This window comes from Streptomyces sp. NPDC048441, from assembly GCF_043200235.1.
In the GTDB taxonomy this organism is placed as follows: domain Bacteria; phylum Actinomycetota; class Actinomycetes; order Streptomycetales; family Streptomycetaceae; genus Streptomyces.
Window position 1 is genome coordinate 31,720 of sequence record NZ_JBICXM010000007.1, and the last position, 17,226, is coordinate 48,945.

Here is a 17,226-nt window from a genome sequence, read left to right on the forward strand (position 1 = left end):
TCCTGGCGTGGCACCTGTCCATAAGTGGCGATGCTCACGGTGATACCTGAGCGTACAAGTGACGGATTCGCGTACGGAAGCCGACGTCTGCGAGTGGCGATGCTCACGCCGCTCAGGTGTGAGGCCCTCTGGACATATGCGCGGATACGTCGGATGATCAAATGAGTGCGGTCGGCACCGGATGAGCGCCAGAGGGAACACGTGAAGCGTCCGGGTCGCAGCCCCCACGGGGCAACAAACCTATAAACCCCTCGTATAGGAGCAATCGTGGCGCGCGACATCGCGGCTCCCCTTCTCTCTGAGTCCCTTCTCTCCGAGTCCCTGGGCACCGTTCCCACCAATCACCAGGACCTCGTGTCCTGGGTGAGCGAGATCGTCGAACTGACGCAGCCGGACAGCGTGGTCTGGTGCGACGGATCCGAGGCCGAGTACGAGCGCCTGTGCGAGGAGCTCGTGGCCAAGGGCACCTTCAAGAAGCTCGACCCGATCAAGCGCCCGAATTCGTACTACGCGGCCTCCGACCCGACCGACGTCGCGCGTGTCGAGGACCGCACCTTCATCTGTTCCGAGAAGGAAGAGGACGCGGGCCCGACCAACCACTGGAAAGCCCCCGCCGAGATGCGGGAGATCTTCCAGGGTTCCGGCTCCGGCTCCGACGGCAAGGGCGGTGTCTTCCGCGGCTCCATGCGCGGGCGCACCATGTACGTCGTGCCCTTCTGCATGGGCCCGGTCGGCTCGCCGCTCTCCGCGATCGGCGTCGAGATCACCGACTCCGCGTACGTCGCGGTCTCCATGCGCACCATGACCCGCATGGGCCAGGCCGTCCTGGACGAGCTCGGCGAGGACGGCTTCTTCGTGAAGGCCGTCCACACGCTCGGCGCGCCGCTGGAGGCGGGCGAGGCCGACGTGCCGTGGCCCTGCAACTCCACGAAGTACATCTCGCACTTCCCCGAGGACCGCGAGATCTGGTCGTACGGCTCGGGCTACGGCGGCAACGCCCTGCTCGGCAAGAAGTGCTACGCCCTGCGCATCGCCTCCGTCATGGCCCGCGACGAGGGCTGGCTGGCCGAGCACATGCTCATCCTCAAGCTCACGCCCCCGCAGGGTGAGTCGAAGTACGTCGCTGCCGCCTTCCCCTCCGCCTGTGGCAAGACCAACCTCGCCATGCTGGAGCCGACGGTCCGCGGCTGGACGGTCGAGACCATCGGTGACGACATCGCCTGGATGCGCTTCGGCGAGGACGGCCAGCTGTACGCGATCAACCCCGAGGCCGGCTTCTTCGGCGTCGCGCCCGGCACCGGCGAGCACACCAACGCCAACGCCATGAAGACCCTGTGGGGCAACTCGGTCTTCACGAACGTCGCGCTGACGGACGACGGCGACGTCTGGTGGGAGGGCATGACGGAGGAGACTCCGGCCCACCTCACCGACTGGAAGGGCAACGACTGGACCCCCGAGTCCGCCCGCGAAGCAAATGGATACCGTCCGGCGGCCCACCCGAACGCCCGCTTCACCACGCCCGCATCGCAGTGCCCGATCATCGCGCCCGAGTGGGAGGACCCCAAGGGCGTGCCGATCTCGGCGATCCTCTTCGGCGGCCGTCGTGCCTCGGCCGTGCCGCTGGTGACCGAGTCCTTCAACTGGCAGCACGGCGTCTTCCTCGGGGCGAACGTGGCGAGCGAAAAGACCGCTGCCGCCGAGGGCAAGGTCGGCGAGCTGCGCCGCGACCCGTTCGCGATGCTGCCCTTCTGCGGCTACAACATGGGCGACTACATGGCCCACTGGGTCAAGGTCGGCGCGGACAAGCCCGACCAGTCGAAGCTCCCGAAGATCTACTACGTGAACTGGTTCCGCAAGAACGCGGACGGCAAGTTCGTATGGCCCGGCTTCGGTGAGAACAGCCGCGTCCTGAAGTGGATCGTGGAGCGCCTCGACGGCAAGGCCGAGGGCGTCGAGACCCCCATCGGTATCCTGCCGACGGTCGACTCGCTGGACACCGAGGGCCTCGACCTGGCCAAGGACGACCTGGAGTTCCTGCTCACGGTCGACAAGGAGGTCTGGCGCGACGAGGCCTCGCTGGTCCCCGAGCACCTGAACACCTTCGGCGACCACACGCCCAAGGAACTGTGGGACGAGTACCGCGCCCTGGTGCAGCGTCTCGGCTAGACGGCTGGGACAGATCCCGCGTACGCCGGAAGGGCCCCGCACAATGGCGTGCGGGGCCCTTCCGCGTGCTCAGCGGCATGAACGGGTTGAGCGGTGTGAACGGGTAGGTGGCTCCCGGTCCGAAGGCCTCGAGGCGTTCGGACCGGGGCCGTTCATGGGCCGCGCCCCGAAGGGGCGCGGGGAACTGCGCGCCCAGCCACGACGCACCCGCAGCCGAGCGAGCAGCCCTCGCGGCAGCTCAGTGGGTGCTGACCAGCCGGTCCGCGCCTTCGTGCGCGTCCATGCGCTGAGCCGCGAGGATCGCCGCCGCCGTGTCCGCGCGGGATGCGGCCACCACCAGGGCGCGGCCCGCGAGGGCGTGGGCGCGCTGGTGGAGGGCGGTGAGGTGCGGCTGGGGGTACCTCCCACGTGTTGAGCTGTGGGGGAGGATCGCGGTGACCACGGCCGAGCGGACGGGCGGAAGGCCGCCGCGCAGCCGGGCCACTTCGGACGCCAGCTGCTCCGCGGCGGCGTCGAGGTCGGTGGCGGGCGCGAGGGCGCGCAGCTCGTCCGTGACGGCGAGCAGTGCGGCCAGGTGTGCGGCGAGCTGGATGTCCAGCTCCTCACCGCGCGAGCGGTGCGGGAAGTCGCCGGGGTCGGCCATGGCATGGACCGACTTGGTGCGGATCGGCTCGTACATGGGATGGCCTCCTGGCGGGTAGCTTGAAAGCCATCCTACATTAGATTCTGTCTAAAGTTGAGCCGAGCTGCTCCTGGACGTCGAGAGGTCCTAGTGCTGGCTGTAGCCGTCCAGGAAGTTCCCGATCCGGGTCACGGCCTCGGTCAGGTCCGTCGCCGTGGGCAGTGTGACGACCCGGAAGTGATCGGGCTCCGGCCAGTTGAAGCCGGTGCCGTGGACGACCATGATCTTCTCGGCGCGCAGCAGGTCGAGCACCATCTGGCGATCGTCCTTGATCTTGAAGACCTTCGGGTCGAGCCGCGGGAAGAGGTAGAGCGACCCCTTCGGCTTCACGCAGCTCACGCCGGGGATCTGCGTGAGGAGGTCGTACGCCGTGTCGCGCTGCTCCACGAGCCGGCCGCCCGGCAGGACGAGATCGTTGATCGTCTGCCGCCCGCTGAGCGCGGCGACCACGCCGTGCTGGCCGGGCATGTTCGCGCACAGGCGCATGTTGGCGAGGATCGTCAGACCCTCGATGTACGAGGACGCGTGCGCCTTCGGGCCTGAGATCGCCACCCAGCCGACGCGGTATCCGGCCACCCGGTACGCCTTCGACATGCCGTTGAAGGTGAGGGTGAGGAGGTCGGGGGCGACGGAGGCGGTCGGGGTGTGGACCGCGTCGTCGTAGAGGATCTTGTCGTAGATCTCGTCCGAGCAGACCAGGAGATTGTGGCGCCGGGCGATGTCGGTGAGCCCGCGCAGCATCTCCTCGCTGTACACGGCGCCGGTCGGGTTGTTCGGGTTGATGATCACGAGCGCCTTGGTGCGGTCGGTCACCTTGCGCTCGATGTCGGCGAGGTCCGGCATCCAGTCCGCCTGCTCGTCGCAGCGGTAGTGCACGGCCGTGCCGCCGGAGAGCGAGACCGCCGCCGTCCAGAGGGGATAGTCCGGCGCCGGTACGAGGACCTCGTCGCCGTCGTCGAGCAGGCCCTGCATGGCCATGACGATGAGCTCGGAGACTCCGTTGCCGATGAAGACGTGCTCGACGTCGGTCTCGATGCCGAGGGTCTGGTTGTGCATGACCACCGCGCGGCGGGCGGCGAGCAGCCCCTTCGCGTCTCCGTAGCCGTGCGCGTCGCCGACGTTGCGGAGGATGTCCTCAAGGATCTCGGGCGGGCACTCGAACCCGAAGGCGGCGGGATTGCCGGTGTTGAGCTTGAGGATGCGGTGTCCCGCTGCCTCCAGCCTCATCGCCTCCTCGAGCACCGGGCCCCGGATCTCGTAACAGACGTTGGCGAGCTTCGTCGACTGGATGACCTGCATGTCCGCGAGCTTACGGGCGCGTAACGGGACCCGCCTCGTGTTTTCCGCCACGTCGGGCCACGTCCGGCCGCGGGGGTCTGCGCGGGGGTCTGCGCCGCGGGACCGGGGCGCCCGGCGCACAGCCCGCCCCAACCCTTGGCCATAGGCCTCGCACTGAGTGTTCGTACCCCTACCGTTGATCTTGCGTAGTACTCGCCTGTTCGCGGGGGAGGTTGTGCACAACGTGACGGCCAGTGCGGACATCGGGATTTGGATTCCATCGTGGTGACATGAACCAAAAGATATGGTGACCGCGTGAGTACGGAACGTGTTCAGGAGAAGCGGCACTTCGGGCATCGCGCCCGACTGGCGCTGACGCCCGCGCAGATCCGGCTCATGGACGACCAGGCGCACGCGGCCCGCACTGTGTGGAACTGTCTGCACGACTGGTGGACGATGCTCCCCAAGGAGAAGCGGAACCTGGCCGCGGCCGACGTGGCGATCCGTCAGGCCCGCAAGGAGATCGACTGGCTTCGCGCACTGCCCGCTCAGGCCGCGCAGGCCGTGCTCAAGACGTACTTCCAGGCGTGGAAGAACTGCTGGGACGGCCGCGCCCACGCACCGAACTTCAAGGCCCGCTGCCGCACGGTGATGTCGGTGGACATCCCGCAGGGCCGGGACCTGAACATCACCCGTGTGCACCGCCGTTGGGGCATGGCCAACATTCCCAAGATCGGACGTGTCCGCTTCCGCTGGACCAAGAACCTGCCCGTCGGCAAGCGGGCCGACACCAGCAACCGGATCACTGGGGCGCGGCTGGTCAAGGACGCACTCGGCTGGCACATCGCCTTCCGCGTCCAGACCCTTGAGGCCACGCCGGAGCCACACACCGGCCCGGAGGTCGGCATCGATGCCGGGGTGAACCTGCCCCTGGCCCTCTCCGACGGCAACCACCACAACCACGGCCGGCCGCCCCGTCTCCCCGATGGGAAGGCCGACCGGGACAAGTGGCTGAACCCACACGAGAAGGCCAAACTGCTGGGCCTGGAGCGGCGTGCCGCCCAGCGTAAGCAGCACCGCAAGCACGGCGAGAAGGCCTCCCGCCGCTTGCAGCACACCTACGACCAGATCAAGCAGCTGCGCGCAAGAGCCACGCGCCGCGCCGTTGACTGGCAGCACAAGACCACCACCACCATCGCCCAGCAGTACGGCACCGTCGTGGTCGAAGCACTCACCATCACGAACATGGTCAAGTCCGCCAAGGGCACCATCGAGAAACCAGGGAAGAACGTCGCCCAGAAGTCCGGCCTGAACCGCTCCATCAGCCAAGAGGCATGGGGCCGCACCGTGACGATGCTGACGTACAAGACCGCCCGTCATGGCGGCACCCTGCACAAGGTCCCCGCCCCCGGCACCTCCCAACGCTGCTCGGCCTGTGGGTTCACCACACCGGGCAGCCGTCAGGACCAGGCCACGTTCGTGTGCAAGAACCCCCACTGCGGCTGGTCCGGCAACGCCGACCACAACGCAGGCCGCAACGTCTTGCACCTGTACCGGATGGGCCACGCGCTCATCCCGGCTGCCGGAAGGGCAGTCGTCAGGCGTCCCCGTGGCGTCAAGCCCGCCACCGCAAGGTAGACAGGAATCTCCCCCGTTCACGAGGGAGAGCACTTCAATCTTATGTCTTTCAGGGCAGAGCCCACTCGGATCCGAACCCGGGGACGTACGGCTACATGTCGGGGAGCTACTACATCGTGAGCGGGCCCTATCAGACCTGCTCGGCCGTCAAGCTGGCCAAGAACGGCACGAAGCTCTGGTACCACTGCTCGATCGTCAACGCGTATGGGAACAACTGGACTTACGTCCGGGTGGAGGGCACGAACACATCGGGCTGGATGTCCAACGACAACCTCACCAACCAGACGGGCACGTCGACGCGCTGCTGAGTCGGGAATGTCCCGGAAATGTCCCTGGAGTTCTGGGGAATGCCCGGAGGGTGTCCTGTCAGCGGTCAGTTGTGTCCGTTTGTGGTCTTGTCCTCGCGGCCGACTACCTCAACAATGCGCATGACAAAACCGAAGCAACTTCGGTCACATAGTCACCAGAGGGGACCCCCCACATGAACAAGCCTCTCGTCGGCGCGATATTCGCCGCAGCGCTTCTCGGCGCGACGGCGGCTCCCGCGACGGCTGTGAGTACGGGCGCCCAGGCGCCCGCGAAGCAGACGCAGCAAACGCAGCAGACCACGCAGAAGCCCGCAAAGTCCGGGAAGCACAAGGCAGTTGACTTCGCCGGGACGGTGGCGCTGAGCAACTGCTCCGGCTCCGTCGTCCGCGTGCCGGACTCGAAGCCCGAAGACCCCGCGCTCGTGATGTCCAACGGCCACTGCCTGGAGAGCGGCTTCCCGGGGCCCGGTGAGGTCGTCATCGACAAGCCGTCGTCGCGGAGCTTCACACTCCTGGACGCCAGCGGTGGCGACGCCGGAACGGTCAAGGCGAGCAAGGTCGCCTACGGGACGATGACGGACACCGACGTATCGCTCTACGAACTCACCAGCACCTACAGCGAGATCGAGAGCAAGTTCGGCATCAAGGCCCTTGAGCTGAACGCGGCGCACCCCGAGAAGGGGCGGGCCATCACCGTCGCCTCCGGCTACTGGAAGAAGCTGTACAAGTGCAGCATCGACGGCTTCGCGTACCGCCTCAAGGAGGGGAACTGGACCTGGAAGGACTCGGTCCGCTACACCTCCGACTGCCAGACGATCGGCGGCACTTCAGGCTCACCGGTGATCGATGACGAGACCGGCAAGGTCGTCGCCGTCAACAACACCGGTAACGAGGACGGCCAGGAGTGCACGGACAACAACCCGTGCGAGGTCGATGAGAACGGCAAGGTGACGGTCCGCAAGGGCATCAACTACGCCCAGGAGACGTACGGAATCGTGCCGTGTGTCGGGGCGGGCAGCAAGATCGACCTGAGCCGCGAGGGCTGCGAGCTGCCGAAGCCGTAAGCCTTGCGACCGCGGCGGGGGCGGCCCTCTGGGGGTCGCCCCCGCCGTGTCATGCGAACCCGGCGAAATGCAAGGGTTCTCGCCCCTTGTCCCTTATCCGTGGGCCCCCGAAGAATGCCCATGACAACCACACAGGGCACAGCTACGCACAGCTACAAGGGGGGCTCCACAGATGAAGAAGGCTCTCGCGGGCGGGTTACTCGCCCTCACCCTCGTAGGGTTCGGCTCCGCACCGGCGATCGCGGCACCGGACAGCGCACCGGCGGCGCAAGCCGCAGACAAGGCAGACAAGGCGGACAAGGCGGTCGCGAAGAAGAGCGTCGACTTCGCGGGCACCGTCGCGCTCAGCAACTGCTCGGGCTCCGTCGTCCGTATGCCGCAGTCGAAGGCGGACGATCCCGCGCTCGTCCTCTCCAACGGCCACTGTCTGGAGACCGGTTTCCCGACAGCGGGCGAAGTCATCGTCGACCAGCCGTCCACCCGCACCTTCAAGCTCCTCGACGCGGCCGGTGCCGCGAAGGCGACGCTCAAGGCGAGCAAGGTCTCGTACGCGACGATGACCGACACCGACATCTCGCTGTACCAACTCACCACCAGCTACGGCGCGATCCAGAAGAAGTACGGCATCAAGGCGCTGGAGATCGATGACGCCCATCCGGTCAAGGGGCGGGACATCACGGTCGTCTCCGGGTACTGGAAGAAGACGTACACCTGCAAGATCGACGGGTTCGTGTACCGCCTCAAGGAGGGCGAGTGGACCTGGAAGGACTCGGTCCGCTACACCCCCGAGTGCCAGACGATCGGCGGCACTTCGGGCTCACCGGTGATCGACCACACGACCGGCAAGGTCACCGCCGTCAACAACACGGGGAACGAGGACGGCGAGCGCTGCACCCTCAACAACCCCTGTGAGGTGGACCGGAACGGCAAGGTGACGGTCCGCAAGGGCATCAACTACGCCCAGGAGACGTACGGGATCGTGCCGTGCGTCGGAGACAACAGCAAGATCGACCTCGGCCGGAAGGGCTGCAAGCTGCCGCGACCGGCCGCCGCCCGGAGGTAGCGGGCGCCTGCGGCAGCTGCCGAGGCCCCGCCACCTAGCGAGCCCCCGCCACCTAGCGAGCCCGGCGCACCGACCGCCCCGCCAGGACGTCCGTGCGCCGTCCGTCCTCCATCACGAACTTGCCGTCGATCAGGACGTGCGGGATGCCGGTGGGAAGGGTGCGGGGGGTGTCGAAGGTCGAGCCCGCCGCGACCGTCTCCGGGTCGAAGAGGACCAGGTCGGCGCGGTAGCCCTCGCGGACGATGCCCCGGTCGGGGAGGCGGAGGCGGGCCGCCGGGCGCCCGGTGAGGTGGGCGACGCACTCTTCGAGGGTGAGGACGCCGAGGTCCCGTGCGTAACGGCCGAGGTACTGCGGGAACGTGCCGTACGCGCGCGGGTGCGGCTTCAAGCCCTGGAGGATTCCGTCGCTGCCGCCCGTGTGCACGGGGTGGCGCATGATCGCCTGGACGTTCTCCTCGTGGCCGACGTGCTGGAGGATCGTGGACCCCAGCTTGTCGTCGATGAGGAGGCGGCGGGCGGTGACCCAAGGCTCTTCGCCGCGCTGCCGGGCCGACTCGGCGACGGTTTTGCCCACGAAGGAGGCGAGAGCGGGGTCCGAGACGCCGGAGATCTCGATCCAGTCCCACTCCATCGGTACGCCGTGACAGCCGTCGGCGCCGATGACCTCCATGTGGTGGCGGATCTTCTCGGCGGTCTCGTCGTCCTGGAGCCGGGTGAGAATCGCGTCGGGGCCGCCCTCGCTCGCCCAACTGGGCAGCATGGCGACGAGGGTCGTGCAGCCGGGGGTGTAGGGGTACGTGTCGAGGGTGATGTCCGCGCCGCGGGCGAGCGCGTCGTCGAGGAGCGCCAGGAGGTCGGGCGCCTTGCCCTTGTTCACGCCGAAATTCATGGTGGCGTGCGCGAGGTGGAGCGGACAGTTCGCGGTGCGCGTGAGGTCCACCATCTCCTCGTACGCCTGGAGGGCGCCGGCGCCGTAACTGCGGTGGTGGGGGCAGTAGTAGCCGTTGTACTGGGCCACCACCTTGCAGAGCTCGGTGAGTTCGGAGTCGTCGGCGTACATGCCGGGGGTGTAGGTGAGGCCCGATGACATGCCGACCGCGCCCTGCTCCATGCCTTCGGCGACGAGCTGCTTCATGCGGTCGACCTCGGCGGGGGTCGCGGGGCGGTCGTCCCAGCCGAGCGCGTACATGCGGACGGTGCCCTGGGGGACGAGGTAGGCGGCGTTCACGGCGATGCCCTGGCCGCCGTGGGAGCGGTCGAGGCGGTCCAGGTACTCGCCGACCGTGCGCCAGTCGAAGTCGATGTCACTGCCGTCGCCGTTCCAGCCGGTGATGGCCTGGCGGACCTGGGCGAGGGTGCGGTCGTCGACGGGGGCGTAGCTGAGCCCGTCCTGGCCGATGACCTCCAGGGTCACGCCTTGCGCGGCCTTCGCGCTGTGGTCCGGGTCGCGGAGGAGGGCGAGGTCGCTGTGGGCATGCATGTCGATGAAACCGGGCGCTAGCGCTAGGCCTTGGGCGTCCACTGTCTTGGCCCCGGCCAGCCGGGGGCCTTCGCCCTCCTTGCGGATCTCGGTGATCCGCCCTTCGTGTACGCCGATGTCGGCTCGGTAAGAGGCACCTCCGGTGCCGTCTATGACGCGTGCGTCTCGGATCACCAAGTCCATGGGGGTGCCTCTCTCTTCGCTTGGCTGCGCGTTATGTGTGGTGCACCCGGCCTCCGGCCGGGATGTTGTTCCCACCCGCACCACCCGTGCGGCTTTCGTCGCCGGGTGCGGGTGGCCCTTGTGTGTGTGGGGGGCGAGCCGCCGTCGGCGACCGTCACTTGTGGGGTGGCGCCCGTAGGGGCGAGCCGCCGTCGGTGACCGTCACTTGTGGGGTAGTCCGCCTCGGTCCCTCCCTCCCCCCCCTTCACCGCGGGGCAATCGGGCGGGTGGGTGGGAGAGATTCGCCGCGAAGCGGCGGCTTTGGTCTGGCCGGTCAGAAATAGGTGCGGATGTAATCCGTGACCGTGCCGTCCGCCTCGACCAGAGGAATCAGCTGCCACTTGTCGAAGGAGGTGCACGGGTGCGAGAGGCCGAGGCCGATCCAGTCGCCGACGGCGAGATCCGCCTCCGGGGTCGTCCGGACCCACCCGTGCTGGTCGGAGAGCCCGGTGACCGTGACCCCGGTGGCGGGCCGGTCCACCCCGTCCCGGTGGACGACCTGCGCTTCCGGAAGGTCGATGTCGTACGCCGCGTCCCGCTTGCCCGCGTTCGTGAACGCCTGTTCCGACGTGGGCCGGGAAACCACCTGCGTCCAGAGGCGGAAGGCGGGGTGCAGCGCACCCTCCTCCGGGACGCGGTTGAACGGCGTGAGGTGACGATAGTGACCGTCGTCGTGCGAGACGTACGCACCCGAACGCAGCAACTTCAGTACGGGGACGGAGAGTTCGGGGATCTCCGCGAAGACGTCCGCCACCGCGTCGAACCACGCGCTGCCGCCCGCGCTGACGACGATCTCGTCCAGGTCCGCGAACCGGTTCGCCTTGTCGAACTCGACAGCGAGCGCGGTCAGCCGCCCGAGCCAGGCACGCACGCGCTCCGGCGTCGCGTCCGGCACCTCGCCCTCGTACCCGGCGACCCCCACGAGTCGCAGCGTGTCCGCCGCGGCGACCGCGTTCGCGATCTCGACGCACTCGTCTTCCGTACGTACCCCGGTGCGCGCCCCCTCGCCCGCGCCGAGCTCCACCACGACATCGACAGGACGCGTCGCGCCCGCCCCGCGCAGAGCCGCGTCCATCAGGGCGACACCGGGTACGGAATCGACGTAGCAGATGAAGCGGAAGGCGGGATCGGAGTCCAGCTCGGCCGCGAGCCACCGCAGCGCCGCCGCGTCCACCAGTTCATTGGCGAGGAAGATCCGCTCGATGCCGTAGGCCCGCGCCACCCGCACCTGGTGCGGCACCGCGAGCGTGATGCCCCAGGCGCCGCGCTCCAGCTGGCGCGCGAAGAGCTGGGGTGCCATGGACGTCTTGCCGTGCGGGGCGAAGGCGAGGCCGTGCCGCTCGGAGTACGTCTCCATCAGCGCGAGGTTGTGCTCCAGGCGCTCGGCGGAGAGCGCGAGGACGGGGGTGGTGAAACCGTCCGTGAAGAGGTTCCGGCGCTGGGCCGCGAGCTCGCCGACCGTCAGGCCCTCCGCGTCCGGCGGCAGGCCCTTGAAACGGTGGTCGACCCGCTCTTCGGTGAGCTGGTCGAGCTCCCGGGCAAGTCGGTCGGCGGCGGTGTCGACGGCGTCGTCGGCGGCCATGAGCGCCTCCTCGAAAAGGTGCGTTGCAGAGTATGCAACGGTCATTGCGTATGTCGCTTACTGCTGTCTAACATCCGAGCCAACGCCGGGTCAACGGATCCGGACAGTCGGTTGAGGGGCAGGAAAGATCGTGACCGCAGAGGCCGTGCAGGGCGTGCAGGCAGCGGATGCCGTGCAGGCCGCGCCAGCCGTGCAGACCGCGCCGGCCGCAGTGGACGTCGTGGCGCTCGGCGAGTCCATGGTCACGTTCCTGCCCTCCCGCGCCGGGCGCCTCGCCGACGTGCCCTCCTTCGATCGCGGAATCGGCGGCGCCGAGTCCAACGTCGCCTGCGCCCTCGCGGCGGCCGGGCACCGCACCCGCTGGGTCAGCCGCGTCGGCGCCGACGGCTTCGGGGACCACCTCGTGGAGGCGATCGCCCGCTACGGAGTGGACACGACGGCCGTCGGACGCGACCCGCACCGCCCCACCGGCATCTACTTCCGCACCGCCGACGACCGCGACACCGACGCCCACGAGGTCCTCTACTACCGCGCGGGCTCCGCCGCCTCCGCGATGGCGCCGCGCAGCGTGGACCGAGAGGCCCTGGACGCCGGCCGCATCCTGCACCTTTCCGGCATCACCGCCGCCCTCTCCGCGGACTGCCTCGCGCTCCTGCGCGAGCTGACCGCACCCCGCCCCGGCCGCCCCCTTGTGTCGTTCGACGTCAACCACCGCCCCGGTCTCTGGAGCGGAGCGACGGGCGAAGGCCCGGCCGTCCTCCTCGACCTCGCCCGCGGCGCCGACCTCGTCTTCGTCGGCGAGGACGAGGCCGCCGAAGCCTGGGGCATCACCGGCGGCCCCGACGCGATCCGCGCCGCCCTGCCCGAGCCGCAGCTCCTCGTCGTCAAGCGGGGTGCGGACAGCGCCGTCGCCTACGGCAGCAGGGGCACGCGGTACGAGGAGCCCGCACCCCGCGTCGACGTCGTCGCGGCTGTCGGCGCCGGTGACGCCTTCGCCGCCGGGTTCCTGTCCGCGACCCTGCGGGGGCTCCCCGTGGGGCAGCGCCTACGCCACGGCCACCTCATGGCCGCCGCCGCCCTCACCGTCCCCGGCGACCTCGCCACGCCCCCTTCCCGGGGCCACGCCGACCGCCTCGCAGCCCTCGACGCGTCCGCCTGGGGGAGACTGCACCTCGTCCCCGGCTGGACAGCAGCAGGGGACGAGGCCGCGCAGGAGGTACTTACGTCATGAGCCAGACCGTCGACCGCGCCCTGTCCATCCTGCCGCTGCTCGCCGAAGGCCCCGCCGACCTCGGTCAGGTCGCCGAGCGCCTCGAAGTGCACAAGTCCACCGCCCTGCGGCTCCTGCGCACGCTCCACGAACACGGCCTGGTCTACCGCCAGTCCGACCAGCGCTACCGCCTCGGCGCCCGCCTCTTCGCGCTCGCCCAGGAGGCCGTCGAGAACCTCGACGTACGCGAGATCGCGCACCCCCACCTCCTCGCGCTCAACGAGAAGTGCGGGCACACGGTCCATCTCGCGGTCTACGAGGAGCAGGAAGTCCTCTACATCGACAAGGTCGAGAGCCGCTACCCGGTGCGGATGTACTCGCGCATCGGGAAGCCGGTGGCGATCACGGTCGCCGCCGTCGCCAAGCTGCTGCTCTCCGACCTTCCCGAAGCCGAGCGCCGCGCCATCGCGGAGAAGCTCGACTACCCCACGTACACGTCCCGTTCGACACCCAACGCCGCCGCGTTCCTCAAGGAGCTCAGCGCCGTACGCGAACAGGGCTGGGCCACCGACCTCGGTGGTCACGAGGAGTCCATCAACTGCGCCGGGGCCCCCATCCGCGGTGCGGACGGACGGGTCGTCGCCGCCATGTCGGTCTCCGCGCCGAATGTCGTCGTCACCGCCGAGGAACTCCTCACGCTGCTCCCGCTGGTGCGCCGTACGGCGGACGCCATCAGCCGGGAGTACTCCGGCAAGTCACCCCTCAAGGAAGCCTGAGCACGCCATGACCACCGAGAAGACCGGCCTCACCCCGGCCACGCACACCACCCCGCCCGCGAAGTTCTCCCACGGCGTGAAGAAGGGCAACATCCTTCAGGTCGCCGGTCAGGTCGGCTTCCTTCCGGCACAGGAGGGCAAGGCCCCCACCCCCGCGGGCCCGACCCTGCGCGAGCAGACCCTCCAGACGTTCGCCAACGTCAAGGCCATCCTCGAAGAGGGCGGCGCGACCTGGGACGACGTGATGATGATGCGCGTCTACCTCACGGACGTCGACCACTTCGCCGAGATGAACGAGATCTACAACGCGTACTTCGAGGAGCAGGGCCTCAAGGCCCCCGCCTCGGCCCGCACCACGGTCTACGTCGGCCTCCCGGCGGGCCTGCTCATCGAGATCGACGCGCTCGCCGTCCTGAGCTGACGCAGCGCACCCGCTGAACTGAACAACCTCCCGCAAGCCGTACGTCGTCACGGCGCGGCGTCCATCTCCCCCCTTCGGGCGCCGCGCCGCGATCCTCCCTGCCCTGAAAGCCCCATGCACTTACGAGGTCAAAGATGTCCCCGTCTCCGTCCCCCTTCGCCGCGCTCGCGGCCGCCGCCCCCGCCGAGGAGCCACCCCACACGGGCGGAATCCTCACCCTGATCGACGGCACGGCAGGCCTGCTGACCGTCGCCGCGCTCGGCATCGTGCTCCTCCTCTTCCTGATCATCAAGATCAGGCTCCAGCCCTTCGTGGCGCTGCTCGCGGTCTCCATAGTCGTCGGCCTCTCGGCCGGTCTCTCCGTCACCGAACTCTTCGGCACGGTCCAGAAGTCCGACGCGGTCTCCGTCATCGAGTCCGGCATGGGCGGCATCCTCGGCCATGTGGCGATCATCATCGGCCTCGGTACGATGCTCGGCGCGATACTCGAAGTGTCGGGCGGCGCAGAGGTGTTGGCGTCCCGCCTGCTCGGCCTCTTCGGTGAGAAGCGCGCCCCACTGGCGATGGGCCTCACCGGCCTGATCTTCGGCATCCCGGTCTTCTTCGACGTCGGCATCTTCGTCCTCGCGCCGATCGTGTACGCCGCCGCCAAGCGCAGCGGCAAGTCGATCCTGATCTACTGCCTGCCCCTGCTCGCGGGCCTGTCGATGACCCACGCGTTCCTGCCCCCGCACCCCGGCCCGGTGGCCGCGGCAGGGCTGCTGCACGTGGACCTCGGCTGGGTCATCCTGATGGGCATCGTCTGCGGCATCCCGGCCGTCATCGCGGCCTGGGGCTACGCGGCGTGGATCGGCAAGCGCATCTTCGTACCCGTACCGCAGGACATGGTCGAGGCCGCCGACGAGGCGAAGGCCGCGGTCGTGGCCGAGCAGCGTGCGGCGGGCGTGGAGCCCCGTGAGAAGCCGGTGCCGCTCGGCATCGTCTTCGCGATCATCGGTACGCCGCTGTTCCTGATCCTCCTCGCGACCTTCTCGTCGATCGCCTTCGACCCTTCCCCAAGCTCTTCGACAGGCTCCGAGCAGGGGATACCCCAATCGCTCCGCAGCGTCATCGAGTTCTTCGGCAGCCCGTTCGTGGCCCTGACGATCGCCCTGCTCATGGCGTACTACCTGCTCGGTATCCGCCGCGGCTGGTCGCGCAAGTCCCTTGAGACGGTGTCGACTTCATCCCTCAAGCCGGTCGGCAACATCCTGCTCGTGGTCGGCGCGGGCGGCATCTTCGGCGCGGTCCTCAAGGCGAGCGGCGTGGCCAAGGCCCTCTCCGACACGTTCCAGGACGTGGGCCTGCCCATCATCGTCCTCGCCTACCTGCTCTCCCTGGTCCTGCGTGTCGCCCAGGGTTCGGCGACGGTGGCGATCGTGACGACGGCGGGCATCGTGGCCCCGCTGCTCGCCGAGGGCGACCACTCCCAGGCCTTCGTCGCCCTGGTCATCATGGCCATCTCGGCGGGCTCGATCTTCGCCTCGCACGTCAATGACGGCGGCTTCTGGATGGTCGCGAAGTACTTCGGGATCTCGGAGCGGGACACGTTGAAGACGTGGACGGTGCTTGAGTCGGTGCTGTCGGTGGCCGGGTTCGCGGTGGCTGCCGTGGTGAGTCTGTTCGTTTGACCTGCTCCTCGGGCTGAAGTCCGAGGATTCCGGCCTTCTCGTCCGGGCCCTGTGCCGTTACGCGGCACGGGGCCCGGACGCGTGACCCCGTGGTGTCACAGCGGGTCTCCGAGCGGCCCGTACTCCTCTTCCAGGGCATCGGCCCAATGGGCTGGCCAGTCCGGTTGTGTGCCGTCGGCGTCGGTGAACCCGTACTCCTTGTACAGGCCCCAGGTGGCCAATGCCTGCCCGGTCTTGGTCATGATCTCGGGGTCGGCGGCCAGCGCGGCGACCGCCCGTCCCAGGTAGGCCGGCGTTTCGGAGCTGGCGAAGTTCGGGTCCTTGGCCGCGCCGTCCCGCCAGTTGGCCTCGGTGACGCCGAAGCCCTCCAGCATGGCCTCCGAGCGCAGGAAGCCGGGCGTGATCGCCACGGCTGCGATGCCGTGCGCCTTCAGCTCGGCGGCCTGGCCGACGGCGAGACGGATCACCGCCGACTTGGCGAGGTCGTAGAAGAAGGAGCCTCGATAGCGGGCGGTGTTGCCGTCGGTTACCTCCACGACCAGACCGCTGCCGCGGGCGACCATCAGCGGAAGCGCGAACCGGCTGGTGATCACATGGGTCTCCACCGCCTGCCGTATCAGCCGAAGGCCGGTATCAAGGTCCTGCTCCCACAGCGGATGCTCCCAGTCGGTCAGCGGATCTCCACCCCATACGGAGTTGACCAGGATGTCGAGCCGCCCGTCCTGTTCAGCCGCGATCCGGTCGACCAGGACACGGACTTCGTCCGGGCGGCTGTGGTCGGTGCGGACGGGGATGCCGAGGCCGCCGGCGGCGGTGATCTTCTCAGCGGTCTCCTCGATGGTTTCCGGGCGGTCCAGGTCGGAGCGCCCGGCGGTGCTGCTGCGGCCGGTGACGTACACCGTCGCGCCGGTGGCCCCGAGCTCGACGGCAATGCCCCGCCCGCCGCCTCGGGTGCCACCGGCGACCAGGGCCACCTTCCCGGCTAACGGCCGTGCGTCGTTCGTCATGATTCCTCCAGGTCGTCGCCGCGGTGAGGCGGGAAGTGAGGGGACAACACGCTGTCGAGCTCTTGCCGGAGCCGCTGTACGAGGGTGCCTTGGCGGTCGAGGGCCCATATCAGGCCCGCACCGGAGATGATCGCCTGCACGGACCTGGCCAGGGCGGCAATGTCCGTCCCAGTGCGGAGCTCACCCGCGATCAGGGACTCTGCGAGCAGTGCCTCGACGGCTCGGCCCTGGGCCTGATGGATGGTCAATGCATGGTGGCGGAACTGCGGATCCGTGAGATCTATGCACAAGAACGCCAGATGGTTGGCGAAGGTCTCGGGCGTGGCCATCGAAGCCATCGGCTCCACGATCAGCGCCGCGAGGGCCTCAAGTGGCGATTCGTGCTCTTCCCGTACTCGCCCGGACAGCGTGTCGGCGTTTTTCGCGGACTGCTCGGCGAGTGCCAGAAGCAGCCCGCGCTTGGACCCGAACCGCTGCACGAGCGTGCCGGGTACCAATCCCACCTCACGCGCCACGAGAGCCAGGGTGAGCCCCACAGGACCCACCCGGCCGATCACATCGGCCGCCGCACGCAAGATCACCGCATCCGCGACCCCTCGGGGACGTCCCGCCACCACGGCTCCCATCCATTAATAAATGCCCGTTCATTCATTAAAGCG

Annotated in this window: 15 protein-coding genes; 9 read left to right on the top strand and 6 right to left on the bottom strand. The window is 68.7% G+C overall.

Annotated elements, in window-relative coordinates:
* The first annotated feature begins 267 nt into the window (after positions 1-267).
* Positions 268-2,166: a phosphoenolpyruvate carboxykinase (GTP) gene (locus tag ACGFSB_RS18905; protein WP_393400286.1), complete on the top strand. Its 1,899-nt coding sequence runs from the start codon at positions 268-270 to the stop codon at positions 2,164-2,166.
* Positions 2,167-2,404: 238 nt separating this feature from the next.
* Here the strand turns inward: ACGFSB_RS18905 and ACGFSB_RS18910 are convergent, their stop codons facing one another.
* Both ACGFSB_RS18910 and ACGFSB_RS18915 read right to left on the bottom strand, forming a co-directional pair.
* A complete protein-coding gene (locus ACGFSB_RS18910) occupies positions 2,405-2,845 on the bottom strand; it encodes a hypothetical protein (protein WP_393400289.1) in 441 nt (146 codons plus the stop codon).
* Positions 2,846-2,935: 90 nt separating this feature from the next.
* Positions 2,936-4,147 carry a pyridoxal phosphate-dependent aminotransferase gene (locus ACGFSB_RS18915; RefSeq protein ID WP_393400292.1) on the bottom strand — a complete coding sequence of 404 codons (1,212 nt, stop codon included), beginning with the start codon at positions 4,145-4,147 and terminating at the stop codon, positions 2,936-2,938.
* A gap of 375 nt (positions 4,148-4,522) precedes the next feature.
* Here ACGFSB_RS18915 and ACGFSB_RS18920 point away from each other — a divergent pair, with 375 nt between their 5' ends.
* The 4 genes from ACGFSB_RS18920 (at position 4,523) to ACGFSB_RS18935 (ending at position 8,199) form a co-directional block, all read left to right on the top strand.
* Entirely contained in the window at positions 4,523-5,764 is a 1,242-nt protein-coding gene (locus ACGFSB_RS18920) for an RNA-guided endonuclease InsQ/TnpB family protein (protein ID WP_393401147.1), read from the top strand.
* Between the two features lie 116 nt (positions 5,765-5,880).
* On the top strand, positions 5,881-6,072 hold the full coding sequence (locus ACGFSB_RS18925) for a hypothetical protein (RefSeq protein WP_393400294.1): 192 nt from the start codon (positions 5,881-5,883) through the stop codon (positions 6,070-6,072).
* Positions 6,073-6,245: 173 nt separating this feature from the next.
* A complete protein-coding gene (locus ACGFSB_RS18930) occupies positions 6,246-7,136 on the top strand; it encodes a trypsin-like serine peptidase (protein WP_393400297.1) in 891 nt (296 codons plus the stop codon).
* Between the two features lie 172 nt (positions 7,137-7,308).
* A complete protein-coding gene (locus tag ACGFSB_RS18935; RefSeq protein ID WP_393400300.1) occupies positions 7,309-8,199 on the top strand; it encodes a trypsin-like serine peptidase in 891 nt (296 codons plus the stop codon).
* A 52-nt stretch (positions 8,200-8,251) separates the two neighbouring features.
* Here the strand turns inward: ACGFSB_RS18935 and ACGFSB_RS18940 are convergent, their stop codons facing one another.
* Positions 8,252-9,862 carry an amidohydrolase family protein gene (locus ACGFSB_RS18940; RefSeq protein ID WP_393400302.1) on the bottom strand — a complete coding sequence of 537 codons (1,611 nt, stop codon included), beginning with the start codon at positions 9,860-9,862 and terminating at the stop codon, positions 8,252-8,254.
* 313 nt (positions 9,863-10,175) lie between these two features.
* Complete coding sequence (locus ACGFSB_RS18945) at positions 10,176-11,483, bottom strand: amino acid deaminase (RefSeq protein WP_393400304.1); 1,308 nt, start codon at positions 11,481-11,483, stop codon at positions 10,176-10,178.
* 238 nt (positions 11,484-11,721) lie between these two features.
* Here ACGFSB_RS18945 and ACGFSB_RS18950 point away from each other — a divergent pair, with 238 nt between their 5' ends.
* The 4 genes from ACGFSB_RS18950 to ACGFSB_RS18965 all read left to right on the top strand — a co-directional run bounded on the left by ACGFSB_RS18950 (position 11,722) and on the right by ACGFSB_RS18965 (position 15,560).
* Positions 11,722-12,714: a sugar kinase gene (locus ACGFSB_RS18950; protein WP_393401149.1), complete on the top strand. Its 993-nt coding sequence runs from the start codon at positions 11,722-11,724 to the stop codon at positions 12,712-12,714.
* Complete coding sequence (locus tag ACGFSB_RS18955; RefSeq protein WP_393400306.1) at positions 12,711-13,469, top strand: IclR family transcriptional regulator; 759 nt, start codon at positions 12,711-12,713, stop codon at positions 13,467-13,469. Before ACGFSB_RS18950 ends, ACGFSB_RS18955 begins: the two co-directional genes overlap by 4 nt.
* A 7-nt stretch (positions 13,470-13,476) precedes the next feature.
* The gene (locus ACGFSB_RS18960; protein WP_393400308.1) at positions 13,477-13,890 is read left to right on the top strand and encodes a RidA family protein; all 414 of its coding nucleotides are present in this window, start codon (positions 13,477-13,479) and stop codon (positions 13,888-13,890) included.
* A gap of 134 nt (positions 13,891-14,024) precedes the next feature.
* Positions 14,025-15,560 carry a GntP family permease gene (locus ACGFSB_RS18965; RefSeq protein WP_393400310.1) on the top strand — a complete coding sequence of 512 codons (1,536 nt, stop codon included), beginning with the start codon at positions 14,025-14,027 and terminating at the stop codon, positions 15,558-15,560.
* A 95-nt stretch (positions 15,561-15,655) separates the two neighbouring features.
* Here the strand turns inward: ACGFSB_RS18965 and ACGFSB_RS18970 are convergent, their stop codons facing one another.
* Together ACGFSB_RS18970 and ACGFSB_RS18975 are read right to left on the bottom strand one after the other, a co-directional pair.
* On the bottom strand, positions 15,656-16,567 hold the full coding sequence (locus tag ACGFSB_RS18970) for an SDR family oxidoreductase (RefSeq protein WP_393400313.1): 912 nt from the start codon (positions 16,565-16,567) through the stop codon (positions 15,656-15,658).
* Positions 16,564-17,181 (bottom strand): TetR/AcrR family transcriptional regulator, encoded by a 618-nt coding sequence (locus ACGFSB_RS18975; RefSeq protein WP_393400315.1) that lies wholly within the window; start codon positions 17,179-17,181, stop codon positions 16,564-16,566. The genes ACGFSB_RS18970 and ACGFSB_RS18975 overlap by 4 nt, the downstream gene beginning before the upstream one ends.
* Positions 17,182-17,226 lie beyond the last annotated feature (45 nt).